Origin of the sequence: Pseudomonas sp. Pc102, from assembly GCF_018408275.1 — a bacterium.
In the GTDB taxonomy this organism is placed as follows: domain Bacteria; phylum Pseudomonadota; class Gammaproteobacteria; order Pseudomonadales; family Pseudomonadaceae; genus Metapseudomonas; species Metapseudomonas tohonis.
In genome coordinates this window covers 5,993,761-6,018,061 of record NZ_AP021905.1, presented here as the reverse complement: position 1 = coordinate 6,018,061, position 24,301 = coordinate 5,993,761, and the positions used below count along the sequence as shown (strand labels likewise).

At 68.2% G+C, this 24,301-nt stretch carries 21 protein-coding genes and 1 riboswitch; of the genes, 13 read left to right on the top strand and 8 right to left on the bottom strand.

Features of this window, described 5'->3' with window-relative positions:
* The first annotated feature begins 5 nt into the window (after window positions 1-5).
* The 5 genes from PHLH3_RS27475 (at window position 6) to PHLH3_RS27455 (ending at window position 6,581) form a co-directional block, all read left to right on the top strand.
* On the top strand, window positions 6-902 hold the full coding sequence (locus PHLH3_RS27475) for a GNAT family N-acetyltransferase (RefSeq protein WP_213626635.1): 897 nt from the start codon (window positions 6-8) through the stop codon (window positions 900-902).
* A gap of 4 nt (window positions 903-906) precedes the next feature.
* Window positions 907-2,325, top strand: coding sequence for a PIG-L family deacetylase (locus PHLH3_RS27470; RefSeq protein ID WP_213626633.1), 1,419 nt, complete (start codon window positions 907-909; stop codon window positions 2,323-2,325).
* Window positions 2,326-2,397: 72 nt separating this feature from the next.
* Entirely contained in the window at window positions 2,398-3,819 is a 1,422-nt protein-coding gene (gene hldE, locus PHLH3_RS27465) for a bifunctional D-glycero-beta-D-manno-heptose-7-phosphate kinase/D-glycero-beta-D-manno-heptose 1-phosphate adenylyltransferase HldE (protein WP_213626631.1), read from the top strand.
* A 111-nt stretch (window positions 3,820-3,930) separates the two neighbouring features.
* The gene (locus tag PHLH3_RS27460; protein WP_213626629.1) at window positions 3,931-5,220 is read left to right on the top strand and encodes an acyl-CoA dehydrogenase family protein; all 1,290 of its coding nucleotides are present in this window, start codon (window positions 3,931-3,933) and stop codon (window positions 5,218-5,220) included.
* Between the two features lie 152 nt (window positions 5,221-5,372).
* Window positions 5,373-6,581 carry an acyl-CoA dehydrogenase family protein gene (locus tag PHLH3_RS27455; RefSeq protein ID WP_173171305.1) on the top strand — a complete coding sequence of 403 codons (1,209 nt, stop codon included), beginning with the start codon at window positions 5,373-5,375 and terminating at the stop codon, window positions 6,579-6,581.
* 110 nt (window positions 6,582-6,691) lie between these two features.
* On the opposite strand, the gene PHLH3_RS27450 is transcribed toward PHLH3_RS27455, so the two are convergent.
* The 4 genes from PHLH3_RS27450 to PHLH3_RS27435 form a co-directional block, all read right to left on the bottom strand.
* Window positions 6,692-7,597, bottom strand: a complete 906-nt coding sequence (locus tag PHLH3_RS27450) for a metal ABC transporter ATPase (protein ID WP_213626627.1) — start codon at window positions 7,595-7,597, stop codon at window positions 6,692-6,694.
* A gap of 42 nt (window positions 7,598-7,639) precedes the next feature.
* Window positions 7,640-8,452 (bottom strand): aldo/keto reductase, encoded by an 813-nt coding sequence (locus tag PHLH3_RS27445; protein ID WP_173171309.1) that lies wholly within the window; start codon window positions 8,450-8,452, stop codon window positions 7,640-7,642.
* Entirely contained in the window at window positions 8,449-9,621 is a 1,173-nt protein-coding gene (locus PHLH3_RS27440; RefSeq protein ID WP_213626625.1) for an FAD-dependent oxidoreductase, read from the bottom strand. The genes PHLH3_RS27445 and PHLH3_RS27440 overlap by 4 nt, the downstream gene beginning before the upstream one ends.
* 65 nt (window positions 9,622-9,686) lie before the next feature.
* Window positions 9,687-10,019 (bottom strand): multidrug efflux SMR transporter, encoded by a 333-nt coding sequence (locus tag PHLH3_RS27435; RefSeq protein ID WP_213626623.1) that lies wholly within the window; start codon window positions 10,017-10,019, stop codon window positions 9,687-9,689.
* A gap of 86 nt (window positions 10,020-10,105) precedes the next feature.
* Here PHLH3_RS27435 and PHLH3_RS27430 point away from each other — a divergent pair, with 86 nt between their 5' ends.
* Complete coding sequence (locus tag PHLH3_RS27430) at window positions 10,106-10,990, top strand: LysR family transcriptional regulator (protein ID WP_213626621.1); 885 nt, start codon at window positions 10,106-10,108, stop codon at window positions 10,988-10,990.
* A gap of 33 nt (window positions 10,991-11,023) precedes the next feature.
* A complete protein-coding gene (gene waaA, locus PHLH3_RS27425) occupies window positions 11,024-12,292 on the top strand; it encodes a lipid IV(A) 3-deoxy-D-manno-octulosonic acid transferase (protein WP_213626619.1) in 1,269 nt (422 codons plus the stop codon).
* A 30-nt stretch (window positions 12,293-12,322) separates the two neighbouring features.
* Here the strand turns inward: waaA and PHLH3_RS27420 are convergent, their stop codons facing one another.
* Window positions 12,323-12,919 (bottom strand): cupin domain-containing protein, encoded by a 597-nt coding sequence (locus tag PHLH3_RS27420; RefSeq protein ID WP_173171319.1) that lies wholly within the window; start codon window positions 12,917-12,919, stop codon window positions 12,323-12,325.
* A gap of 84 nt (window positions 12,920-13,003) precedes the next feature.
* Window positions 13,004-14,953: an FAD-dependent oxidoreductase gene (locus PHLH3_RS27415; protein WP_213626617.1), complete on the bottom strand. Its 1,950-nt coding sequence runs from the start codon at window positions 14,951-14,953 to the stop codon at window positions 13,004-13,006.
* 154 nt (window positions 14,954-15,107) lie between these two features.
* On the opposite strand from PHLH3_RS27415, the gene PHLH3_RS27410 reads away from it, so the two are divergent.
* Complete coding sequence (locus PHLH3_RS27410; RefSeq protein WP_213626615.1) at window positions 15,108-16,169, top strand: ABC transporter substrate-binding protein; 1,062 nt, start codon at window positions 15,108-15,110, stop codon at window positions 16,167-16,169.
* Window positions 16,170-16,248: 79 nt separating this feature from the next.
* A complete protein-coding gene (locus tag PHLH3_RS27405; protein ID WP_213626613.1) occupies window positions 16,249-17,040 on the top strand; it encodes a class II aldolase/adducin family protein in 792 nt (263 codons plus the stop codon).
* Window positions 17,041-17,191: 151 nt separating this feature from the next.
* Here PHLH3_RS27405 and PHLH3_RS27400 read toward each other — a convergent pair whose 3' ends face one another.
* Window positions 17,192-18,631: a TolC family outer membrane protein gene (locus PHLH3_RS27400; protein ID WP_213626611.1), complete on the bottom strand. Its 1,440-nt coding sequence runs from the start codon at window positions 18,629-18,631 to the stop codon at window positions 17,192-17,194.
* Window positions 18,632-18,849: 218 nt separating this feature from the next.
* Window positions 18,850-18,956: riboswitch (TPP riboswitch) on the top strand.
* A gap of 93 nt (window positions 18,957-19,049) precedes the next feature.
* Here PHLH3_RS27400 and thiC point away from each other — a divergent pair.
* Together thiC and cytX are read left to right on the top strand one after the other, a co-directional pair.
* The gene (thiC, locus tag PHLH3_RS27395; protein ID WP_173171331.1) at window positions 19,050-20,933 is read left to right on the top strand and encodes a phosphomethylpyrimidine synthase ThiC; all 1,884 of its coding nucleotides are present in this window, start codon (window positions 19,050-19,052) and stop codon (window positions 20,931-20,933) included.
* A 75-nt stretch (window positions 20,934-21,008) separates the two neighbouring features.
* Window positions 21,009-22,307, top strand: coding sequence for a putative hydroxymethylpyrimidine transporter CytX (gene cytX / locus PHLH3_RS27390; protein ID WP_213626609.1), 1,299 nt, complete (start codon window positions 21,009-21,011; stop codon window positions 22,305-22,307).
* Here cytX and PHLH3_RS27385 read toward each other — a convergent pair.
* Window positions 22,264-22,998: an RsiV family protein gene (locus PHLH3_RS27385; protein WP_228723504.1), complete on the bottom strand. Its 735-nt coding sequence runs from the start codon at window positions 22,996-22,998 to the stop codon at window positions 22,264-22,266. The genes cytX and PHLH3_RS27385 overlap by 44 nt on opposite strands.
* A gap of 188 nt (window positions 22,999-23,186) precedes the next feature.
* Between PHLH3_RS27385 and PHLH3_RS27380 the strand changes: the two genes are divergently transcribed.
* The gene (locus PHLH3_RS27380; RefSeq protein ID WP_213626607.1) at window positions 23,187-23,804 is read left to right on the top strand and encodes an NUDIX domain-containing protein; all 618 of its coding nucleotides are present in this window, start codon (window positions 23,187-23,189) and stop codon (window positions 23,802-23,804) included.
* Window positions 23,795-24,247, top strand: a complete 453-nt coding sequence (locus PHLH3_RS27375; protein ID WP_173171337.1) for a DUF1249 domain-containing protein — start codon at window positions 23,795-23,797, stop codon at window positions 24,245-24,247. Before PHLH3_RS27380 ends, PHLH3_RS27375 begins: the two co-directional genes overlap by 10 nt.
* Window positions 24,248-24,301 lie beyond the last annotated feature (54 nt).

The following is a 24,301-nucleotide window of genomic DNA, read 5'->3' as shown; positions in this document are numbered from 1 at the left end:
GGGCTGTGCTGAACCTGATACGCGCCTGCCGTGAACGCGGCTGGCGCCCCCTGAATGCCGCCGACTATGCCGCCGTCTGGTCACGTTTCGGCGGCAGCCTGGTGACCCACCCGGATGTGGTGGAGCGCCTGTCCGCGATGGCCGGCATCCCGGTGCGCTACCTCGGCTGGTTCGAGGGTGACGAGCCGGTCGCCGCCGCTCCCACCTGGGGTCGTCACCTCGCCTTGTCGAGGGATGCCCTCAAGCGTGCCGGCAAGCGCCATCTGTTCGATCTCGGCAATGCCGAGGTGCTCCTGCCGGCGCGACCGGACAGTGGAGCGGTCTTGCGCCATCGCGGCGCCTACCTGGGCGAACCCAACCAGAGCCGCCTGCAGGGGCTGCGCCTGCAGAAGGACTCGCTGGCGCTGTGCCGTGCGCCCGAGGAATTCTCCAAGAAGTTCCGCTACAACCAGCGCCGCGAGCTGCGCCTGCTGGAAGAGGCCGGTGGCACCCTGAAGCCGATCGCGGAACTCGCGCCCGCCGAACTGGCGGCCGTCTATACCGAACTGTTCGAGCGTCGCTGGGGCTTCGATGTGCCCGGCAAGGGGCATCTGGAAGAAGTGTTCGGGCTGCTGCGGGAATTCCTCAGCGGCAGCCTGTTGTTGCTGGAGGGAGCACCCATCGCCGTTCAGGTGGTGTACAGGGTCGAATCTCCAGAATGGATCAGCGCCGAATACATCAACGGCGGCGTCGATCCACAAAGCCGGGACTTCAGCCCCGGCAGCGTCCTCAGCTTCGTCAATACGCAGGCCGCCTGGGAAGATGCCCGGGCCAGAGGCAAGGCCCTGCGCTATTCGTTCGGGCGCGCAGATGTGGAATACAAGGATCGTTGGTGCAACAAGGTTCCCGTCTTTCGGGTGTGAGTGAATGGAAACACGCAAGCAGCTGCTCCTGCGCCGCCATCGGCGCCACAAGCGTTTGTTCATGCTCGGTGCCTTGCTGGTGCTCATGGCGCTGGACTGGTTCGGCTCCTGGAGCACCACCCCGGTGCTCCTCGTGCTCGGCTGGATCGCCCACGAGGCCTGGTTCGCCGATCATCTCTTCTATTCACCGCGGGATGACTACCAGTACCGCTTCCCCGGCAGCGCCCGGGCGTTGCCCGTGAGCCTGGTGGATGGGCGCCTGGACCCGGGCGGCGCCGCCTGGCCCGAGGACGCGGAGACGCTGGTGCTGGAAGTGGTGATCCGCAGCCGCTGGCTCGGTCGCTGGCTCGACCCGCATGTGCTGGTCGAATGTGGCGAAGGTGTCGACCGCCAGGACTTCGAGCGGGGCGTGAACGGGCGCCGCTATATCAACCTTTCCGGGGCTCAGGCGGCCCTGGCCGCCGGCACGTTGCGCCTGCGAGGGCGTTTCTGCCGGCTGGCGCCGACCGCCACGCTGCATGCCTTCAGCAACCCCGACTACGCCAGGAAGAAGGTGCTGGTCATCGCGCCTCATGCGGACGATGCCGAGTTGGCGGCCTTCGGGCTCTACAGCCGCTGCAGCGACGTGCACATCGTCACCCTGACCCAGGGCGAGATCGAGGCCCAGGTCTATCGTCGCCTTGGGCTGGATACCGCTGCCGCTGCACGCCTCAAGGGGCGCCTGCGCAGCTGGAGCAGCCTGGCGGTGCCGCTCTGGGGCGGCGTACCGGCTACCCGGTGCCTGCAGCTGGGCTACTACTGCCTGCGCCTGGAAGCCATGGAGGCCGAGCCGGACAAGCCCTTCGCCTCGCTGGAGTCCGGGGAGGCGGACATCCGCAGCGTCCGCCGCTTCAACGCCCTGGCACTGCCTGGCGATCTCGATGGCGCGCCGACCTGGAACAACCTGGTGGGTGACCTGGCGGCGCTGCTGGCCCGCCTGCAGCCCGACGTGGTGGTGGTGCCGCATCCGCAGCTCGACCCGCATCCGGATCACGTCCAGGCCAGTCGCGCCCTCGACCAGGCCATCTGCAAGAGTGGCTGGACCCCTTCGGTGCAACTGCTCTATGCCAACCACCTGGTCGACAACGACCGCTGGCCCATGGGCCCGGCCGGGGGCGGCATCGCCCTGCCGCCGTGCATCGAGCCGCTGCCGGCGGATGACCTGTGGAGTCCCGTGTTGTGCGAACAGGCGCGCCTGGACAAGGCCCAGGCGCTGGCCATGCAGCATGACCTGCAGGTGCCGCTGTCGTTCAAGAAGCGCCTGCGCCGGACCATCCAGTGGCTGCTCGCCGCCCGTCGCTGGCCGGAGAGTGGCGAGGACGACTTCTTCCGCAAGGCGGTGCGCCGCCACGAGCTTTTCTGGGTGAGACGCCTTTCCGATTGACGGCCTCCGGCGACGGGGCGGGTCAGCTGCTATGTTATGATCCGCGCCGTTTTTTCATGCTCTGGAGTCTTCATGAAGCTCACCATGCCCCGTTTCGATCTGGCCCCCGTTCTGGTGGTGGGCGACGTCATGCTCGACCGTTACTGGCATGGCGGCACCTCGCGCATCTCCCCCGAGGCGCCGGTGCCCGTGGTGCGTGTCGACCAGATCGAAGACCGCCCGGGCGGTGCCGCCAACGTGGCGCTGAACATCGCGGCCCTTGGCGCTCCCGCCGCCCTGGTGGGAGTGACCGGTGAAGACGAGGCTGCCGCCAGCCTGCTCGCCAGCCTGGGTGCTGCCGGCGTCGACGCACGCTTCCAGCGCATCGCCACGCAGCCGACCATCGTCAAGCTGCGGGTCATGAGCCGCCACCAGCAGTTGCTGCGCATGGATTTCGAAGAGCCCTTCGAGACTGACGCCGAGGCCCTGGCCGTCGAGGTCGAGCGCCTGCTCGGCGGGGTCAAGGTGCTGGTGCTATCCGACTACGGCAAGGGCGCGCTGAAGAACCACCAGGCGTTGATCCAGGCCGCCCGGCGCAAGGGCATCCCGGTGCTCGCCGACCCCAAGGGCAAGGACTTCGGCATCTACCGCGGCGCCAGCCTGATCACCCCCAATCTCAACGAATTCGAAACCATAGTCGGACGCTGCGCCGACGAGGCCGACCTGGTCGCCAAGGGCGCGCAACTGATGCGCGAACTGGACCTCGGCGCCCTGCTGGTGACCCGTGGCGAACACGGCATGACCCTGCTGCGTCCCGACCAGCCCGCCCTGCACCTGCCGGCGCGCGCCCGCGAGGTGTTCGACGTCACCGGTGCCGGCGACACCGTGATCTCCACCCTGGCCGCCAGCCTGGCTGCCGGCGAGGAGCTGCCCCAGGCCGTGGCCCTGGCCAACCTGGCCGCGGGCATCGTGGTCGGCAAGCTGGGTACCGCCGCCATCAGCGCCCCCGAACTGCGCCGCGCCGTGCAGCGCGAGCAGGGCTCCGAGCGTGGGGTGCTGAGCCTCGACCAATTGCTGCTGGCCATCGAGGACGCCCGCGCCCATGGCGAGAAGATCGTCTTCACCAATGGCTGCTTCGACATCCTCCATGCCGGCCACGTGACCTACCTCGAGCAGGCCCGCGCCCAGGGCGACCGCCTGGTGCTGGCGGTCAACGACGACGCCTCGGTCAGCCGCCTCAAGGGCCCCGGCCGTCCGATCAACTCGGTGGACCGGCGCATGGCCGTGCTCGCCGGCCTCGGCGCCGTCGACTGGGTGGTGAGCTTCAGCGAAGACACCCCCGAGCGCCTGCTCGGCCAGGTCAAGCCGGACATCCTGGTCAAGGGCGGCGACTACGGCATCGAGCAGGTGGTGGGCGCCGACATCGTCAAGGCCTACGGCGGCGAAGTGCGTGTCCTCGGCCTCGTGGAGAACAGCTCCACCACCGCCATCGTCGAGAAGATCCGCAGCCGCTGATCCTCCCCCCGAGCGGGTGGCCGTCGTGCCACTCGCCCGCGTCCCGTCGGTCATAGGCGCGCTTGTTTCCGGCGCGCATCATCCAGGCATCCTCACCCCGCGTGGAGCGAGATGCCCATGAGTACCGATGCACAGGGACGCGCCCTGTCCATGCTGAACCGCGTCGCCCAGGCCGACTGGCCGGACCGGTTCAAGCTGCGCAAGCCCTTCGAGAAGCTTCTCTACACCGGCAGCCGCGCCGGCTTCCAGATGGTCGCCGAGCGTTCCGGCAAGGCCGCCAAGACGCCGCGCAAGGCCGACCCGGATGCGCTCTTCGACCTGTCCCTGAGCGACGAGCAGCAGATGATCAGGGAGATGCTCCAGGGCTTCGCCCTGGAAGTGCTGCGCCCGGCCGCTCACGACGCCGATGCGCGCGGTGCCATCCCCGCCGACCTGCTCAACCAGGCGCTGGAACTGGGCCTCGCCCACTACGGCGTCGGCGAGGTGCACGGCGGCATGGCCGGCGAGCGCACCACCGTCAGCAACGCGCTGATCGCCGAGGCGCTGGGCCAGGGCGACCTGTCCCTGGCCGCCTCGCTGCTGGTGCCGCTGTCCGCCGCCAACTGCATCCGCCGCTGGGCCTCGCCCGAGCAGCAGGCGCGCTGGCTGCCGGCCTTCGTCGGCGAGGAACGTCCGCCGCTGGTGGCCATCGCCGTCAGCGAACCCGGCGTGCTGGCCGACCCCCACCGCCTGGCCACCAAGGCCCGGCGCAAGGGCAAGCACTACCAGCTCACCGGTGAGAAATGCCTGGTGCTCGAGGGGCTCAATGCCAGCCAGCTGATCGTCGCCGCCGAGGCCGAGAATGGCCCGGCGCTGTTCCTCGTCGAGGGCGGTGCCAAGGGGCTGGAGCGCCAGGCCGAACCCGCCATGGGACTCAAGGCCTGTTCGACGGCGCGCGTGCTGCTGAAGGGCGTCAAGGTGCCGACGGAGAATCGCCTGGCCGCCGCCGACTTCGATTACCCACGCTTCCTCGATTTCACCATCCTCGCCTGGTGTGCCCTGGCCCTGGGCACCGGCCAGGCGGCGCTGGACTACGTCGTCACCTACTGCAACGAGCGCGTCGCCTTTGGCGAGCCCATCAGCCACCGCCAGGGTGTCGCCTTCATGGTCTCGGACATCGCCATCGAGCTGGACGCCATGCGCATGATGGTCTGGCGCGCCTGCGCCCGGGCCGAGCGTGGCGAGCCCTTCCAGCGCGAGGCCTACCTGGCGCGCCTCCTTTGCGCCGAGAAGGCGATGAAGATCGGCACCGACGCGGTGCAACTGCTGGGCGGCCATGGCTTCACCAAGGAGCACCCGGCCGAGCGCTGGTACCGCGACCTCCGCGCCGTGGCCCTTATGTCCGGCGGCCTCCACCTGTGAGAACCGGTTTTGATCGGCTGCGCGTCGGGCCTGCAGCGTTGAAAGCCGGCTCGGAATGCTCATTTACAGCGCGTAAATTGCGCTTTCTCGCCGGTTTTCGCCTTGCATGCCTCTAGCTCGCACGATCGAAATCCGATTCTGAGGACTTTGTGATGAACCTTGAAACCCCGAAGAAATTCCGTGGCCTGGCCAATCAGGCGCACCAGGTGGCGGCCAACTACTTCCGCCCCATTTCCCGCAAGTACGACAAGGCCGAGCACGCCTATCCCAAGGAGCTGGACCTGCTCGCCGCCCTTCTGGACGGCATGAACGCCGGTTCCCCCGACGCCGTCGGCGCCACGTCCGCCAGCAAGCGCGGCAGCGGCCAGGTGGAGGAGGGCGTGCGCAACGGCGGCAACCTCTCGGCGCTGCTCGGGGTCATCGAACTCTGCTGGGGCGATGTCGGCCTGCTGCTGGGCATGCCGCGCCAGGGGCTGGGCAATGCCGCCATCGCGGCGGTGGCCAACGAGGAGCAGCTCAAGCGCTTCGGCAGCACCTGGGCGGCCATGGCCATCACCGAGCCGGGCTGCGGGTCGGACTCCGCCGCCATCCGCACCACGGCGGTGAAGGATGGCGACCACTACGTGCTCAATGGCGAGAAGATCTTCGTCACCTCCGGCGAGCGCGCCGATGCGGTGGTGGTCTGGGCGACCCTGGACAAGAGCCTGGGGCGTGCGGCGATCAAGTCCTTCGTGGTGGAGAAGGGCACGCCGGGCATGAGCGTCACCCGCCTGGAGAAGAAGCTGGGCATCAAGGCGTCCGACACGGCGTCCATCAGCTTCAGCGATTGCCGGGTGCCGGCGGCCAACCTGCTGGGCAACGCGGAGATCGATGTACAGAAGGGGTTCGCCGGGGTCATGGAGACCTTCGACAACACCCGTCCGCTGGTGGCCGGCATGGCCATCGGCGTGGCCAAGGCTTCGCTGGATCGCACCCGTGAGCTGCTGAAGAAGGCCGGTTGCAGGTTCGACTACCGCAAGCCGTTGCTCAGCGTGACCCACGCCGAAGCCACCCTCTACCGGCTGGAGGCCGAGTGGGAGGCGGCGCGCCTGCTGACCCTCAAGGCTGCCTGGATGGCGGACAACAAGCTGCCCAACTCCAAGGAGGCCTCCATCGCCAAGGCCAAGGCCGGGCGCGTGGCCAACGAGGTGACGCTCAAGTGCGTGGAGCTGGTCGGCGCGCTGGGGTATGGCGAGGACGAGCTGCTCGAGAAGTGGGCGCGGGATTCGAAGATCCTCGACATCTTCGAGGGGACGCAGCAGATCCAGTTGCTGATCGTCGCCCGTCGCCTGCTCGGCAAGAGCTCCAGCGAACTCAAGTGATTCTGTTGTAGTGCCCGATTGGCCCCGCTCCGGCGGGGTTCTTTTTTGCGGCGCCTGCGACACCCGCCCCGGTGCGCGCGCCCACCTACGCGGGGGCATTCTTCGGACTTTCAGCAGGCCAGGCGCCTGCTCCGTTCGGCGGTGCCGACACGGGCCAGCCAGTCCTTCCAGCGGATGCGTTCGTCACGCACCAGCCAGCCGTCCTGTTCGGCGAAGCTTTCCGAAAGCCAGACGCCCCGCGTACTGGCCGGCTTGAACTCGCCGTTACGCAGGGTCAGCAGCTCGCCGGTGGGCTTGCCATGCTCGCGAGGCAGCAGGTAGATGTCCGGACGGCGGCGTTCGAGGGCTGCAACCAGCTCGCCGTCGTGCAGGCTTTCGTCAACGTGGAAGAAGCTCACCTGGCGGGCATCGCGCGGCAGCTCCAGGCTCATGTCGTACACCAGCTGCAGCGAAGCGGTGGGCAGGTGCACGTAGGCACGCGGGCGCTCCAGCAGCGTCAGGCTGCCGCTCTGCACCGGGCGTGCGGCGCCTGACAAGGGGCTCAGGCGGAAGTGGCTGGCTTCGCGATAGTGCAGCTGGCGCTGGTAGGGCGTGGGCAGCCAGGTATCGGCGAAGCGCCCGCCGAGCCAGCCGTCCGGCGTCTCGATCAGGCACTCCTCGGCCACTTCCTGGATGGCGGTGAGCAGCGGCAGGTTGAGTTCATGGGCCGGTACGTAGCCGGAGATCAGCTTGAGCACGGTGTCGCCGCGGTCCAGCCGGCGCTGGCGCACCAGCACCCAGTACTCGCGCCCCTGCAGCTCCAGGGTCAGGCGCACGGAGACGCCCAGGTTGGCCAGCTCGACGGCGAAGCGCTGGCTGTCGGCGACCTCCACCGGGCGTCGGCGGCGTTCCAGCATCTGGGTGAAGTTCAGCGGCAACCCAAGGGCCTGGTAGGTCAGGCCGTCGGGGGTGGCTTCCACGTGGAGGGGCAGGGTCTTGAAGGCCCCCGGGTCTTTACGGGCCAGGATTCGCGGCATGTCGGCTCCTTCTTGCGTCGGGGTCGGCCGCTGTTGCGGCGCTCAGGGACGGCCTTGCAGCACCTCGGCGGCCGTCGCGACATTATGGGACAGATGCAGCGGATTGATGGTTCCGATGATGGCGCTGCCGACTCCGGGGTGGCCGAAGATCAGCTCGAAGCTCGCTTTCACCGGGTCGACGCCGGCCCCCAGGCAGGCATGGCCGCTGGCCAGGCCCTTCTTGATCAGGATGCCCTTGGCGTGACTGGCAGCATAGTCCAGCACCGGCTTCTCGCCCTGTTCGGCGAGGTTGTAGGTGACCATCGCGCAGTCGCCGCGCTCCAGCGCCAGCAGGCCGCCTTCCACGGTCTTGCCGGAAAGGCCGAAGGCGCGGATCTTGCCCTCGCGCTTGAGCTCGGCGAGGGTCTCGTAGGCACCGCTGTCGCGCAGGATGCGCAGGTCGTCGCCATCGGAGTGCAGCAGCAGCAGGTCGATGTAGTCGGTCTCCAGGCGCTTCAGGCTGCGCTCCACGGAGCGGCGGGTATGCGCCGGGCTGAAGTCGTGGCTGGAGCGGCCCGCCTCGAACTCCTCGCCGCTCTTGCTGACGATCACCCAGTCCTGGCGCCGGCCGCGCAGCAACGGGCCGAGGCGCTCCTCGCTGCGCCCATAGGCCGGCGCGGTGTCGATCAGGTTGATGCCCAGCTCATGGGCCAGGCCGATCAGGCGGCCGGCTTCGTCGTCATCGGGGATGGTGAAGCCCGAGGGGTATTTGACGCCCTGGTCGCGGCCCAGCTTGACGGTGCCCAGGCCCAGGGGGGAGACGATCAGGCCGGTGTCGCCCAGGGGGCGGTGCAGGTGGTGCAGGCTCCGGCTCACAGCAGTTCCTCCCAGACCGGTTGCGCCAGGCTCGGGCGTGGCAGCTCGGGCAGGGGCGCCGGCTGCGTCGGCCGTATCCCGTCGCGTTCCAGGGCGGTGATCACCCGGTCGGCGAAGTCGGGGGCCAGCGCCAGCTTGGTCGGCCAGCCCACCAGCAGGCGGCCCTGGTCGGCGAGGAAGGCGTTGTCCGGGCGCGCCAGGCCGTTCTGCACCGGCTCCGCTCGGTCCACCCGCAGGGTCGCCCATCGGGCGGCGGCCAGGTCGATCCAGGGCAGCAGGTCGCGCAGTTCCTTCTCCGCCGCCGCGATCTGCTCCGCCTCGTTGCGCGCCACGCCATCGGCTTCGGCGATTTCGCCCCCCAGGTACCAGACCCATTGGCCATCGGCGGCGGGATGGGTGGTGACGGTGACGCGCGGCTTGGGCCCGCCGCCGAGGCAGTGGGCGTAGAGCGGTTTCAGCCCGGGCGCCTTGACCATCACCATGTGCAGCGGGCGGCGCTGCATGGCCGGCTGCTGGATGCCGAGGGCCTGCAGCAGCGCCTCGTTGCCGGCGCCGGCGCTGAGCACGATGCGCTGGGCGCGGATGCTGCGACCGTCGACCACCAGGCCGACGAGCTCATCCCCCTCGCGCAGCGGTTCGATGCTGCGCCCGGCCAGCAGGCCGTCGCCGGCGAGGTCGGCCAGGCGCTGGATCAGGCTCGGCACATCCAGCACCAGTTCGGCGAGGCGATAGACCTTGCCCTTGAATTTCGGGTGTTGCAGGGCCGGGGGCAGGGCGTCGCCCTTGACCTGGTCGACGCGGCCGCGCACCGCCTTGCTGGCGAAGAAGCTGGTGATGTTGCCGGCCAGGGAGCCGGGCGACCACAGGTAGTGGGCGTCGGACAGCAGGCGCACCGGGCGCAGGTCCAGCTCGCCGTTGCCGGCCAGGGCCTCGCGCCAGCGGCGCGGCATGTCGGCGATGGCTTCGGAGGCGCCGGTCAGCGCGCCGTGCAGGGCGTACTTGGCGCCGCCGTGGATGATGCCCTGGGACTTCACGCTCTGCCCGCCGCCGAGGCTGGAGCTCTCCACCAGCAGGGTGGCGAAGCCCTGGCTGCGCAGGCGTGCCGCGAGCCAGAGGCCGGCGACGCCGCCGCCCACGATGAGGACGTCGGTGTTGAGAACCTGGGACATGGAAGCTGCCTCGAAGAAAACCGGCGCGCAGTATAACGCGCGCCGTGAGGCGGGGCTGACGTGGATCAGTGGCCGGTGCTGCTGGAGAACAGCTGGATCACCATGACGCCCGAGACGATCAGGCCCATGCCGAGCATGGCCGGGATGTCCAGCTTCTGCTGGTAGAGGAAGACCGCGGCGATGCTCACCAGGACGATGCCCAGGCCCGCCCAGATCGCATAGGCGATACCGACCGGGATGCTCTTGACCACCAGGCTGAGCATCCAGAAGGAGATGCCGTAGCCGACCACCACAAGGAGCAGCGGAAGGGGTTTGCTGAAGCCGTCGAGGGCCTTCATCGAGGTGGTGGCGATCACTTCGGCGGTGATGGCGATAGCGAGGTAGAGATAGCCGGTCATGGTGGCCTCCTGGGTTTTCCGGCTGCCGATTCTAGCCGTCGCAATGATGGGATAAAGTGATTACCCATCTGTAGCGGAGATAGGTCATGCAGTGGAACCTTGAGCAGATCCGCCTATTCGTCAGCGTCGCCGAAGGCCAGTCGTTCTCCTCGGCGGCACGTCGGCTCAACCGGGCGCAGTCGGCGGTCAGCAGTTCCATCGCCATGCTGGAGGCCGATCTCGGGGTGACGCTTTTCGAGCGCAGCAGCGGCCGCCAGCCGCGCCTGACCGCAGCCGGCGGCACCCTTCTGGAGGAGGCCCGCGAGGTGTTGCGCCAGTGCCAGCGCCTGGAGGGGCGCGCGCTCGGGCTGGTGCGGGGTGAAGAGGTGCGCCTGCGCCTGGCCCAGGACGAGGCCATGCCCTACCAGCCGGTGCTCGACAGCCTGGAGGCCTTGGCCAAGGCGTTCCCCCTGCTGGAAGTGCAACTGGCCAGCGGCGCCCAGGGTGACGTGGCGCGCAAGCTGCTGGAGCGCCGCGCCGACCTGGGCCTGCTGTTCCACCACGAGCAGATGCCCGAGGCGCTGGAGCGCCAGCGCCTGGGCACCATCGAGATGGTCACCGTCTGCGGCGTAGGCCATCCCCTGTCGGGTGTGGCGCATGTCGACCGTCGCGAGCTGGCCCGCCACCGCCAGTTGCTGATGGCGCCGCAGGACAGCCGCTACCCCGGCGGCGAGCAGATCAGCCCCTCGATCTGGCGCACCGACAGTTTCTACACCATGGCCGAGCTGCTGATGCGCAACCTGGGCTGGGCCTGGTTGCCGCGCCATGTAGTGCAGTACCCGACCTACCAGAACCAACTGGTGGAGCTGAGCAGCGACTGGACGCCGCCGCCCTTGGTGGTGGAGCTGGTCTGCCGCCGCGACGAGGCGCTGGGCCCGGCGGCGCTGTGGCTGGCCGACTGCTTCGCCGAGCACCTCAAGGCGATCGGCTGATCCCGGGCCGTCGCTCTGATAAGCTCCGCGCCCATGAATCGCACCCTCTATACCTTGCTGTTCCACCTCGGCCTGCCCCTCATCGCCCTGCGCCTGGCCTGGCGCGCCTGGCGCGCTCCGGCCTATGCACGGCGCATCGCCGAGCGCTTCGCCTTCGGCTTGCCGCCGCTGCGGCCGGGCGGCATCTGGGTGCATGCCGTATCCGTGGGCGAGAGCATCGCCGCCGCGCCGATGATCCGTGCCCTGCGCGAGCGCCACCCGATGCTGCCGATCACCGTCACCTGCATGACGCCCACTGGGTCCGAACGCATACGCGCGATGTTCGGCGACCAGGTGCAGCACTGCTACCTGCCCTATGACCTGCCCTGGGCGGCAGCGCGCTTCCAGCGCCTGCTGAAACCGAAGCTCGCGGTGATCATGGAAACCGAGCTGTGGCCCAACCACATCCACCAGTGCCACGTGCGCGGCGTGCCGGTGGTGCTGGCCAATGCGCGGCTGTCCGAGCGTTCGGCACGGGGTTACGCGCGCTTCCACAAGCTGACCGCGCCCATGCTTGCCGAGCTGAGCTGGCTGGCCGTGCAGACCGAGGCCGAGGCCGAGCGCTTCCGCAACCTGGGCGCCCGCCCCGAGGCGGTGACGGTGACCGGCTCGATCAAGTTCGACCTGCGCATCGACCCGGAGCTGCCCGTCCGTGCTGCCGCCCTGCGTGAGCAGTGGGGCGCGATGCAGCGCCCGGTCTGGATCGCCGCCAGCACCCACGCGGGCGAAGACGAGATCGTCCTCGCGGCTCACCGCCAGTTGCTGGCCGAGCGCCCCGACGCGTTGCTGATCCTGGTGCCGCGCCATCCGGAGCGCTTCAGCCCAGTGTTCGAGCTGTGCCGCCGCGAGGGCTTCGCCGCCGTGCGCCGCTCCAGCGGCGAGGCGGTGACGGCCAGCGACTCGGTGCTGGTGGGGGACACCATGGGCGAGCTGCTGTTCCTCTTCGCCCTGGCCGACATCGCCTTCGTCGGCGGCAGCCTGGTGCCCAACGGTGGGCACAACCTGCTGGAACCGGCCGCGCTGGGCAAGCCGGTGCTCAGCGGCCCGCACCTGTTCAACTTCCTCGATATCGCCGCGCAGTTGCGCGACAACGGTGCGCTGGTCGAAGTGGCCGACGCCTGCGCGTTGCGCAGCGCCGTCGCCGGCCTCTGGCACGACAGCGCCACTGCCGCCCGCATGCGCGATGCCGGGCTCGCCGTGCTCGAGGCCAACCAGGGAGCCCTGGAGCGGTTGCTCGCCGGGCTCGCGCGCGAGCTGGGGTGACTCGGGGCTCTGGCGATCGCCCGGAGGGGGTCAGAACGTGGGCGGGGTGATGATCCAGATGATCAGCGTGTCCCTGTCGCCAGGGTTGCCGTAGCGGTGGGGTTCCTGGCTGGAGAAGGAGAAGCTGTCGCCTTCGGCCAGCCGGAAATGCCGCTCACCGACCCAGAGCTCGAATTCGCCACTGAGGACGTAGCCGGCTTCCTCGCCTTCGTGGCTGTAGCTCTCTTCGCTGTAGGTGCCGGGAGGGAATCTTGAATGGAGGATCTCCAGCGAGCGACTCGGCTGCGGGCTGAGCAGCTCGTCGATGATGCCGTCGTCGTAGTGCACGCTCATGCGGCTGTTCTTGCGCACCACGTAGCCCTTGTCCGCTTCTGCCGTGGGCGCTTCGCTGGCGAAGAACCACTGGATGGTGACGCCCAGGCTGCGGGCGATGTTGAACAGCGCGGGGATCGAAGGGTAGGCCAGGTTGCGTTCCAGCTGGCTGATGTAGCCGGCGGTCAGCGAACTCTGTTCGGCCAGCTCGGCGAGGGTCATGTCGCGACGTTTGCGCAAGGCGCGGATGCGCGTGCCGAGGAACTGGCTCTCGGGCGCATTGGCGGTGCCGGGCGGCGGCAGGCTGGGGCTCATGATCCCTCCGGTCCTTGGGGCTGGGCGGAGGGCTGGCCCCGCGCGAACGCGGCATTGTAAAGCAGCGGCGTGCCCCCTCGCGCCCTAGATTTCCCAGGCCGCCTGCAGCCCCTCGAATATCGCCTCTTCCACCGTGCGCGCGGCCAGGCAGTCGCCGATGCGCTGGAAGGGCACCAGGCCTTCAAGCGTCGCGCCCAGCTCGTCCAGCGGCTGGTGGCCCTGGCACAGCACCAGGGTGTCGACATCCTCGAACAGCAGCGGCTCGCCGCTGGCCGCGTGCAGCATGTACACCGTGCTGTCGTCGTGGCCGTAGAGGCGCGCGTAGGGGGTGATCGGAATACCGAGGCGGTGCAGTTCCCCGGCCATCTGGTCGCGCACGTAGAGCGGCAGGCTTTCGCCGCAATGGGTGCCATTCACCGCCAGCCTCACCGAGTGGCCCAGGCGGGTCAGTCGCTCGGCGATGCCGGGGCCGATCCAGTCGCAACGCCAGTCGGCCACCAGCACCGAGCGGCCGACCTGCACCTCACCTTTCAGCACCTGCCAGGCATCCACCACCTGCAGTTCACCGCCGCGCTCGATATCCGGCCAGTAGGGCCGTGCGCCGGTGGCGATGATCACCTGGTCCGGCCGCTCGCGCTCCACGAGCGCGCGGTCGACGCGGGTGTTGCGCACCACCTTCACGCCCGCCAGCTCCATCTCCCGCTGCAGGTTGGTGGCCGCGCCGCCGAACTCGCTGCGCCGGGGCAGCAGTTGCGCCAGCAGCACCTGGCCGCCGAGCTGCGCGCTCGCTTCGTAGAGGGTCACCTGATGGCCCCGTTGCGCGGCGACTGCAGCGGCCTTCATGCCCGCCGGGCCGCCGCCGACCACCATGATCCGCTGTGCCCGGCTGGTGATGGTTGGCTGGCCGTAGCGCAGCTCGCGCCCCGTTTCCGGGTGCTGGATGCAGGAGATGGGGTAGCCCTTGTGGAAGTGGCCGATGCAGGCCTGGTTGCAGGCGATGCAGGCGCGCACGTCGTCGACCCGGCCGCTGGCGCTCTTCTCCGGCATCAGTGGGTCGCAGATCAGTGCCCGGGTCATGCCGCAGACGTCGGCCTGGCCGCTGGCGATGATCCGCTCCGCCTCCTGGGGCTGGTTGATGCGCCCGGTGACGAACAGCGGGATGCCCAGGCGCGCCTTGAACCCGCCGGCGGTCGGTGCCAGGTAGGCCGGCTCCACCGCCATGGGCGGGACGATGTGCACGGCGCCGCCGAAGGAGGCGGAGGTGCCGGCCACCAGGTGCACGTAGTCCAGTTCGGGCTCCAGGGCGAGCACTGCCTGCAGTGTCTCGTCTTCGCCGAGGCCCTGGGGGTCGCGCTCGTCGGCGGAGATGCGCAGGCCGACGATGAAGTCCTCGCCCCCGGCCAGGCGCACTGCCGCGAGGATCTCGCGAAGAAAGCGCAGGCGTGCCTCGAGGTCGCCGTTGTAGCCGTCCTCGCGGCGGTTGACCCGGGGGTTGAGGAACTGCGCGGGCAGGTAGCCATGGCTGGCCACCACTTCCACCCCGTCCAGGCCGGCCTGGCGCAGGCGGCGGGTGGCGGCGCCGTAGCCTGCGACTATCTCGTCGATCATCCCCTGGTCGAGCGCACGGGGCATGACGCGGAAGCGCTCGTTCGGGGAGACGGAAGGGGCGTAGGCCACCGCCAGCAGGCCGCTGGCGGTCTCCATGATCTCGCGCCCCGGGTGGAACAGCTGCGACAGCACGAGGGTGCCGTGGGCATGGCAGGCTTCGGCCAGTTCGCGATAGCCCGCGATGCAGGCGTCCTCGGTGGCCATCAGCACGTGCGAGGTGTAGCGGGCACTGTCATGAACGCCCGCCACCTGCAGCACGATCAGGCCCACGCCACCCTCGGCGCGGGCGCGCTGGTAGGCGATCAGGGCATCGTTGACCCGGTTGTCGGTGGGCAGGCTGGTGTCGTGCCCGCTGGACATGATGCGGTTCTTCAGGCGCTTGCCACGGATCTGCAGGGGCTCGAACAGGTGGGGGAAGGCGTGCATGGCAATCCTCGCAGGGTTGCTGGAGTTCTTATGAATTCATTACTTGTTTATCCATGGTAAAAAATCAACTTGTTTTTTTACTGATGCGCATCTAGCGTGATCCCTGCCCCTCGACGGGCCATCCCCGTACAACAAGAACAATGGGAGAAACACCATGCGCTACGATTCTCCGCGTCACTCGACCGGCCTGCCTCGCCTTTTCCTCCTCATCGCCCTGCTGGCGCCCGCCCTCGTGGCTCAGGGTGCCCCCGACATGGTGGTGGTCGGCTATGGCGGTGATGGCCAGAAGGCCCAGGACGAGGCTTTCTTCAAACCCTTCGCGGCCGAGGACGGCAAGCCGATCATCCAGAGCGAATACAACGGCGAGATGGCGCGCATCCGCGTGATGGCCGATACCGGCCACGTCGACTGGGACCTGGTGCAGATCGAAGGGCCTGACCTGGTGCGGGGCTGTGAGAGCGGTCTGTTCGAGCGCCTGGACTGGCAGCGTATCGGCGGGCGCGACCGGCTGGTCGACGATGCCGCCCAGGAGTGTGGTTCCGCCGCGCTGGTGTGGGGTGTCGCCCTGGCCTATGACGCCGACCGGCTGCAATCCCCACCGACCTCCTGGGCCGATTTCTGGGACCTTGAGAAATTCCCCGGCAAGCGCGGGCTGCGCAAGCGTGCGGTCTACAACCTGGAGTTCGCCCTGCTGGCCGACGGCGTGCCGGTGGGGGAGGTCTACAAGGTGCTGGCCAGCCCGGGTGGCGTCGACCGGGCCTTCGCCAAGCTCGACCAGATCAAGTCGCAGATCCAGTGGTGGGAGGCCGGCGCCCAGCCCGCCCAGTGGCTGGCAGCGGGTGATGTGGTGATGACCTCGTCCTACTCGGGACGCGTGGCGGCGGCTCACCGGGCAGGACGCAACCTCGATCTGGTCCTGCCGGGCAGCCTCTACGGCATGGACTACTGGGCGATCATCAAGGGCTCCCGGCATGCGCAGCGGGCCGAGCGACTGATCGCCTTCGCCAATCGCAAGGAGCCCCAGCTGGCGTACATCCAGCGCATTCCCTACGGGCCGACCAACCGGGATGCCGCCGCCGCGCTGGACGCGGAGCAGGCCCGCTGGATACCGGCGACCCCGCAGGCCCTGGCGGCGAGCCTGCCGATGGATGTGGAGTTCTGGGTCGATCACGGCGAGGAACTCGAAGAGCGTTTCAATGCCTGGGCGGTGCGCTAGGTCGGCGCGATACTTGCCTGCATTCCCGCGGCCGCCATCGCTGGCGGCCGAACCTGCGCCAGTTCCCACGGAGATCGCCATGACGCCCCTGCACGCCCCGCTTCCGCCTTCGTCCTGCACCCCAGAGGAGCGCGCCCTGCGCCAGGAGCTGGCAGCCTGCTACAGGCTCATCGCCCATTTCCGCATGACCGACCTGATCTTCACCCACATCTCGGCGCGGTTGCCGGGGCCGGAGCACCATTTCCTGATCAATCCCTATGGGCTGATGTTCGACGAGATCCGCGCCAGCGACCTGGTGAAGATCGACCTGCTGGGGCGGCCGGTGGAGCCCACCCGCTACAAGGTCAACCCGGCGGGATTCGTCATACACAGTGCCATCCATGCCGCCCGCGAGGATGCCTGGTGCGTGCTGCACACCCACACCCGCGCCGGTTGCGCGGTGGCCGCACAACCGGCCGGGCTGTTGCCGGTGAACCAGATATCCATGGAGTTCTACGGCCGCGTCGCCTACCACGACTACGAGGGCGTGGCGCTCAACCTCGACGAACAGAAGCGCCTGGTGGCGGACCTGGGCGACAAGCCGGTGATGATCCTGCGCAACCACGGCCTGCTCACGGTCGGCGAGACGCCGGCCCAGGCCTTCCTGCGCATGTACTACCTGGAGAAGGCCTGCGACATCCAGGTGGCGGCCCAGGCCGGTGGCGAACTGCTGCTGCCGCCCCACGAGGTCTGCGAGCACACCCAGCGCCAGTTCAACGAGCCCGCACGGCCGGTGGCGGAGGGTGAACTGACCGACCCGGATGCGATGGACCTGGCCTGGCAGGCGCTATTGAGGTTGTTGCAGCGCGTGGCGCCGGATTATCGGGACTGAATGCATGCTGCACGTGTGAGCCGTAGGTCGAGTGCAACCCGCAGTGCCCTCGTTCCGTCGTCATTCGGCGGGTTTCACCCGCCCTGCATGCGCCTGTAAAGGCATGAAAAAGCCCGGCAAGAGCCGGGCTTTTTCATGTCGCGAGCACGACTCAGTAGTTGCTCTTGTTCTTCAGGCTGGCTTCCGCGGCCTTGGCCAGGTCCGGGGGCAGGAAGTCCTTGTCCGGGTCGTAGTCGGACTTGAGGAAGCTGGCGAGGGCTTCCAGGTCCGACGGGCTCAGGGTGCCGGCCGCCTGCTTCAGGCGCAGGTTGTCGAGGATGTAGTCGTAGCGCGCGTTGTTGTAGTCGCGCACCGAGCTGTACAGCTGGCGCTGGGCATCGAGCACGTCGACGATGTTGCGGGTACCGACCTGGTAGCCGATCTCGGTGGCTTCCAGGGCGCTCTGGTTGGAGATGATCGACTGCTTGCGAGCCTTCACCTGCTCCACGTCGGTGTTCACCGCACGGTGGTAGTTGCGGGTGTTCTGCACCACCTGGCGACGCAGGCTTTCACGCTGCTGCTCGGTCTGGTTGAGGCGCTGGTAGGACTCGCGCACCTGGGAGCTGGTCAGGCCGCCGCTGTAGATCGGGATGTTGAGCTGCAGGCCGATGGTGCGCTGCTCGACGTCGCTACCGTAGCGTACGGGGCTTGCGCCGGTATTGCTGAAGCCGAGGCTATCGTTGTCGCCCTTCTGGTACTGGGCGACGGCGTCCAGCGTCGGCGCGTGGCCGGCCTTGCGCTGGCGCAGGGTTTCTTCGGCGGCGTCGACGGCGTAGTTGCTGGCCTGCAGGTTGAGGTTCTGCTGGGCGGCGGTGTCGACCCAGGCCTTGGCGTCGTTCGGCGCGGGCACGACCACCGGCAGGGTGTGCTGGATGCCTTCGATGGAGGTGTATTCGCGGTTGGTCAGGGTGATCAGTGCCTGGAAGGCGTCATCAACGTTGCGCTCGGCGATGATGCGGTTGGCGCGGGCGGTGTCGAAGCCGGCCTGGGCTTCCAGCACATCGGTCTTGTCGGAGAGACCGACATCGAAGCGCTCGTTGGCCTGGTCGAGCTGGCGCTTGAATGCCGCTTCCTCGGCCTTGGTGGAGGCCAGGTTGTCCTGGGCACGGAGTACCGCGAAATAGCCTTCGGCGGTCTGCAGGATCAGGTTCTGCTGGGTCGCGGAGAATTCCAGGGAGGCCTGCTCGGTGCTGGCCTCGGCAGCCTGCAGCTGGAACCAGCGGTCGGCGCGGAAGATCGGCTGGCTCAGGCTGGCCTGGTAGGCGATGCCGCTGCGGGAGCTGGTGGCCGACGGCTCGTCGAGCTTGGTGCGGGTGTCGTTGGCGGTGGCGCCGCCGTTGATCTGCGGCAGCAGGCCGGAACGGGCCTGGGGCACGGCCTCGCGCACGGCCTCGAAGTTGGCGCGCGCGGCGGCGAGATCGGCGTTGTTGTCTACGGCGTCCTTGTAGACGGTCACGAGATCCGTCTTGGCTGACAGCGGGGCCTCTGCTGCCCAGGCACTACCCGCGAAAGCGGAGGCCACGGCAACAGCCAGTGAGAGTCTGCGCAGCATGATCAATCCTAGATTCAGTGAAGTCGGGCAAGGCTACGGCTGCCGTGATACGCGGTCAAGACGGGCCCATGGCGGGGTCAGTGTAGTTTGCAACACGTTATGTTGCTTGCCGGGAACAATGAATGCATGACGCGGTCCGGGCGTCGGTTTCGGACGGGCTGGTCATTTATTTCTGACCTTGGGGTTGGTTTTGTGGAAGGGGCTTGTTTAGACTGGCCGCGTTCTTGTCGGGGTGCCTCGAATCGGAGGCTGAGATCGGAAAGTTCCGGATCCCGTTGAACCTGATCAGGTTAAGGCCTGCGTAGGGAACAAGATGCGCCTCCCGCGCCTTGCGGCATTCCTGGGAGGCTCCTCTCGGCACCGGTCCCGGTGCACTCTGCCCCTCAGGTTCGCTCCGACATCACCCAGGAGCTAGCCGATGACTGCAAAACAACAAGCGAACCTGAGCGAAAGCGCCCAGGTCGATCAGCAATCCATCCAGCCTTTCCCCCGTTCCCAGAAGGTCTACGTGCAGGGCTCGCGCCCGGACATCCGCGTGCCGATGCGCGAGATCAGCCTGGACGTGACCCCCACCGCCTTCGGCGGCGAGATCAACGCGCCGGTGATGGTCTACGACACCTCCGGCCCCTACACCGACCCGAGCGTCACCATCGACGTGCGCAAGGGCCTGGCCGACATCCGCTCGCAGTGGATCGAGGACCGCGGCGACACCGAGCTGCTCGCCGGCCTGTCCTCCAGTTTCGGCCAGGAGCGCCTGGCCAACCCCGAGCTGACCGCCATGCGCTTCGCCCACGTGCGCAACCCGCGCCGGGCCAAGCCCGGGCGCAACGTCAGCCAGATGCACTACGCCCGCCAGGGGATCATCACCCCGGAGATGGAGTTCGTCGCCATCCGCGAGAACATGAAGCTGGCCGAGGCGCGCGCCGCCGGCCTGCTCAAGGAGCAGCACGCCGGGCACAGCTTCGGCGCCAGCATCCCCGCGGTGATCACCCCCGAGTTCGTGCGTGACGAGATCGCCCGCGGCCGCGCCATCATCCCCGCCAACATCAACCACACCGAGCTGGAGCCGATGATCATCGGCCGCAACTTCCTGGTGAAGATCAACGGCAACATCGGCAACTCGGCCCTGGGCTCCTCCATCGAGGAAGAGGTGGCCAAGCTGACCTGGGGCATCCGCTGGGGCTCGGACACGGTGATGGACCTGTCCACCGGCAAGCACATCCACGAGACCCGCGAGTGGATAATCCGCAACTCGCCGGTGCCCATCGGCACCGTGCCGATCTACCAGGCGCTGGAGAAGGTCGGCGGCATCGCCGAGAACCTGACCTGGGAGCTTTTCCGCGACACGCTGATCGAGCAGGCCGAGCAGGGCGTCGACTACTTCACCATCCACGCCGGCGTACTGCTGCGCTACGTGCCGCTGACCGCCAAGCGCGTCACCGGCATCGTCTCCCGCGGCGGTTCGATCATGGCCAAGTGGTGCCTGGCGCATCACCAGGAGAACTTCCTCTACACCCACTTCGAGGAAATCTGCGAAATCATGAAGGCCTACGACGTCAGCTTCTCGCTGGGCGATGGCCTGCGTCCGGGCTCCATCGCCGACGCCAACGACGCTGCGCAGTTCGGTGAGCTGGAGACCCTCGGCGAGCTGACCAAGATCGCCTGGAAGCACGACGTGCAGTGCATGATCGAAGGCCCGGGCCACGTGCCCATGCAACTGATCAAGGAGAACATGGACAAGCAGCTGGAGTGCTGCGACGAGGCGCCGTTCTACACCCTGGGCCCGCTGACCACCGACATCGCCCCCGGCTACGACCACATCACCAGCGGCATCGGCGCCGCCATGATCGGCTGGTTCGGCTGCGCCATGCTCTGCTACGTCACGCCCAAGGAACACCTGGGCCTGCCGAACAAGGATGACGTGAAGACCGGGATCATCACCTACAAGATCGCCGCCCACGCCGCCGACCTTGCCAAGGGCCACCCGGGGGCGCAGATCCGCGACAACGCCCTGTCCAAGGCGCGTTTCGAATTCCGCTGGGAGGACCAGTTCAACCTCGGCCTCGACCCCGACACCGCTCGCGCCTTCCACGACGAGACCCTGCCGAAGGACTCGGCCAAGGTGGCGCACTTCTGCTCCATGTGCGGGCCGAAGTTCTGCTCCATGAAGATCACCCAGGAGGTGCGCGACTACGCCAAGGAAAACGGCCTCTCCGAGGAGAGCCAGGCCATCGAGGCCGGCTTCCAGGAGCAGGCGGCGCGCTTCAAGGACGAAGGCTCGGTGATCTACAAGCAGGTCTGACCGGCCTCGCGGCTGCACCCACGGGCCCGGCGCACTGCGCCGGGCCTTCTTCGTCCACTCTCCAGGGCCTTTAGCGTGACCACCCCCAGCTACTCGCCGTCCCTGCCGGTTCCCGCCGGCCAGCGCGTTTTCGGCGCGCGCGACCTGTTCTCCCTCTGGTTCTCCCTCGGCGTCGGCCTGATGGTGCTGCAGCTCGGTGCGCTGCTGGCACCGGGGCTCGGCCTGGCCGGGTCGCTGGCGGCCATCGCCTGCGGCACCGCCGTCGGCGTGCTGCTGCTCGGCGCCGCGGCGGTGATCGGCAGCGACACCGGCCTCTCGGCCATGGGCACCCTCGGCCTGGCCCTGGGCCGGCGCGGCGCCGTGCTGCCGGCGCTGCTCAACCTCCTGCAACTGGTGGGCTGGGGCGCGTTCGAGATCATCGTCATGCGTGACGCCGCGAGCCTGCTGGCCACCCGTGCCTGGGGCGAAGGCAGCACGCTGGCCTCGCCGGCGCTGTGGACCCTGTTCTTCGGCGCGCTGGCGACCCTGCTGGCGGTGACCGGCCCGCTCACCTTCGTGCGTCGCGTGCTGCGCAAGTGGGGCATCTGGCTGCTGCTGGGCGCCTGCATCTGGCTGACCTGGAACCTGTTCGACAAGGCCGACCTGGGCGCGATCTGGGCCCGTGGCGGCGACGGCTCGCTGCCCTTCGCCCTGGGCTTCGACATCGCCATCGCCATGCCGCTGTCCTGGCTGCCGCTGATCGCCGACTACTCGCGCTTCGGCAAGCGTGCGCGCAGCGTGTTCGGCGGCACCGCGGTGGGTTTCTTCCTCGGCAATTTCTGGCTGATGAGCCTGGGCGTCGCCTACACCCTGGCCTTCGCGCCGAGCGGTGAGGTCAACGCATTGCTGCTGGCACTGGCCGGTGCCGGGCTCGGTATCCCGCTGCTGCTGATCCTGCTGGACGAGTCGGAGAACGCCTTCGCCGACATCCACTCGGCGGCGGTTTCCAGCGGCATCCTGGTGTCGGTGAAGGTGGAGCGCCTGGCCCTGGCCATCGGCGCCCTGTGCACGCTGATCGCCTGGTTCGCGCCGCTGGCCGAGTACCAGAACTTCCTGCTGCTGATCGGCTCGGTGTTCGCACCGCTGTTCGGCGTGGTGCTGGTGGACCACTTCGTCCTGCGCCGCCGCCGCGAGGAGCTGGCGCCGCGCCGCGCACTGCGCTGGGACACGCTGGCCGCCTGGTTCTGTGGCGTCGCGGTGTACCACCTGCTGGCGAACTTCATGCCCGAGGTGGGCGCCACCCTGCCGGCGCTGCTGCTGGCCGGCGGGTTGCAGGTGCTGCTGGGGTCCCTCAGCCGCGGCCGGGGAAGTATTGGGGCTTCAGTATCCCGTTGAGCTGCGGATAGGGGATGGTCAGCTCGGGGTGGCCGCCGGCGTAGGGCGCGATGCTGTAGACGTCGTACTTGAGCAGCAGCGCGCCACGGCCGAGGGCGATGTGCTCGGTGCGCTGGAAGGGCCAGGTGCTTGCGTACTCCGGGTCCTGGTCCAGCTTGTTGGCGGCCAGCCAGCGCTGGTGGGCCTGCTCGGCGAGCTTCCAGAACTCGGCTTCCTGGCCGGGGATGAGCATGTCGCGCAGTGTCAGCACCTTGTCCTGCGTGCGGTCGTAGTTGATCAGCCCGCGCCCGGGCATGCCGTGGGCGCCGCCGGTGGCCAGGTAGCTGGACAGTTCGATGATGGTCAATTGGTCACGTTGCTCGCGTACCTTGGCCTGCAGGTAGCTGGCCCAGCCGGGCTCGGCGCGCTGCAGGAAGTCCTTCTCGTAGGACTGCAGCGAGGCCGGCAACGGCGCGTCCGGTGCGTCGGCGGTCATGCGCAGCAGGCGCTGGGTCACCAGTTCGCTGAGCTGCGGATGGTCGGGAAAACTGATGACGTCGATGTTCACCAACGGGCAGCTATCGCCCTGGCAGCCGGGCTTGAGGTGTTCCCAGGCATCGCGCTTGACGGCCAGGCCCTTGTCGCCGGGCGTCAGCGCCTGGCAGGCGCCGAGCAGGAGGGCGCAGCCGAGGAGGAGCAGTTTCTTGTGCATCGGGATTGAATTCGTCATCGGGTGGGGAGTCGTTATGGATTGCGTGCTTCGACTGCCGGTGGCGGTTCGAGTTCGCTCGCAGGAGCGCATGATCCCAGCCGCAAATCCATCTGCAAAGAGGCTGCGCGAGGCGAATCGCCAGAGTAGGATGCGCGAAACGCGGGACCATCAGATCGAGTGAGGCGTAGATGATAGATACCTTCAAACCCGGGCCGGACGCGGTCGAGATCATCGAGCGCGAGGAGTGCTTCCGTGGCTTCTACCGCCTGGATCGCCTGCACCTGCGTCATCGCCAGTTTTCCGGGGAGATGGGGCCGACGCTCAGCCGCGAGCTGTTCGTGCGCCATGATGCCGTGTGCGTGCTGCCCTACGACCCGCAACGCGACCAGGTGGTGCTGATCGAGCAGTTCCGCGTCGGCGCCATGCACAAGAGCGCCAATCCCTGGATGCTGGAGCTGGTGGCCGGGCTGATCGACAAGGACGAGGAGCCGGACGAGGTGGCGCGCCGCGAGGCCGTCGAGGAGGCCGACCTGACGCTGACGTCGCTGTGGCCGATCACCGCCTATTATCCTTCTCCAGGGGGATCGGACGAATACGTGCACCTGTACGTCGGTCGTTGCGACAGCAGCGGCGCCGGTGGCGTGCACGGGCTGGCCGAGGAGGGCGAGGACATCCGCGTCCACGTGCTGTCCTTCGCCGATGCGCTGGCTGCGTTGCGTGACGGCCGCATCATCAACGCCGCCGCCATCATCGCCCTGCAATGGCTGGCACTGAACCGGGATGAAGTACGGGGGATGTGGACGTGAATCTGTTGCGCGATCGCTACCGGGTGGACCTCGTCGGGCTGCAGGCGGCCTGCGAGGCGAACTACGCCCGGCTGATGCGATTGCTGCCGCAGATGCGCGAGGTCCAGTCCTCGCGCCGCGTGGCCTTGAGCCAGGGCGAGCGCCTGGTGGGCGTGCTGGCGCTGGACGTGGTCGAAGCCTGCCCGTACACCACCACGTTGAAGGTGCGCCAGGAGCTCAGCCTGCCCTGGCTGCCCTCGCCGCAGCTGGAGGTGCGCGTCTACCACGATGCGCGCATGGCCGAGGTGGTCGGGGCCGAGAATGCACGGCGGCTGCGCAGCTTCTACCCCTATCCGAACGCCGACATGCACCAGCCCGACGAGAAGAGCCAGCTCAATGTCTTCCTCGGCGAATGGCTGAGCCATTGCCTGGCCTGTGGCCACGAACTGGAGCCCGTGCTCTAGAAAATCCGCTTCCTGCCGATTTCCTGGCGCTCGCGAATGTGATCCAGTCCCGCT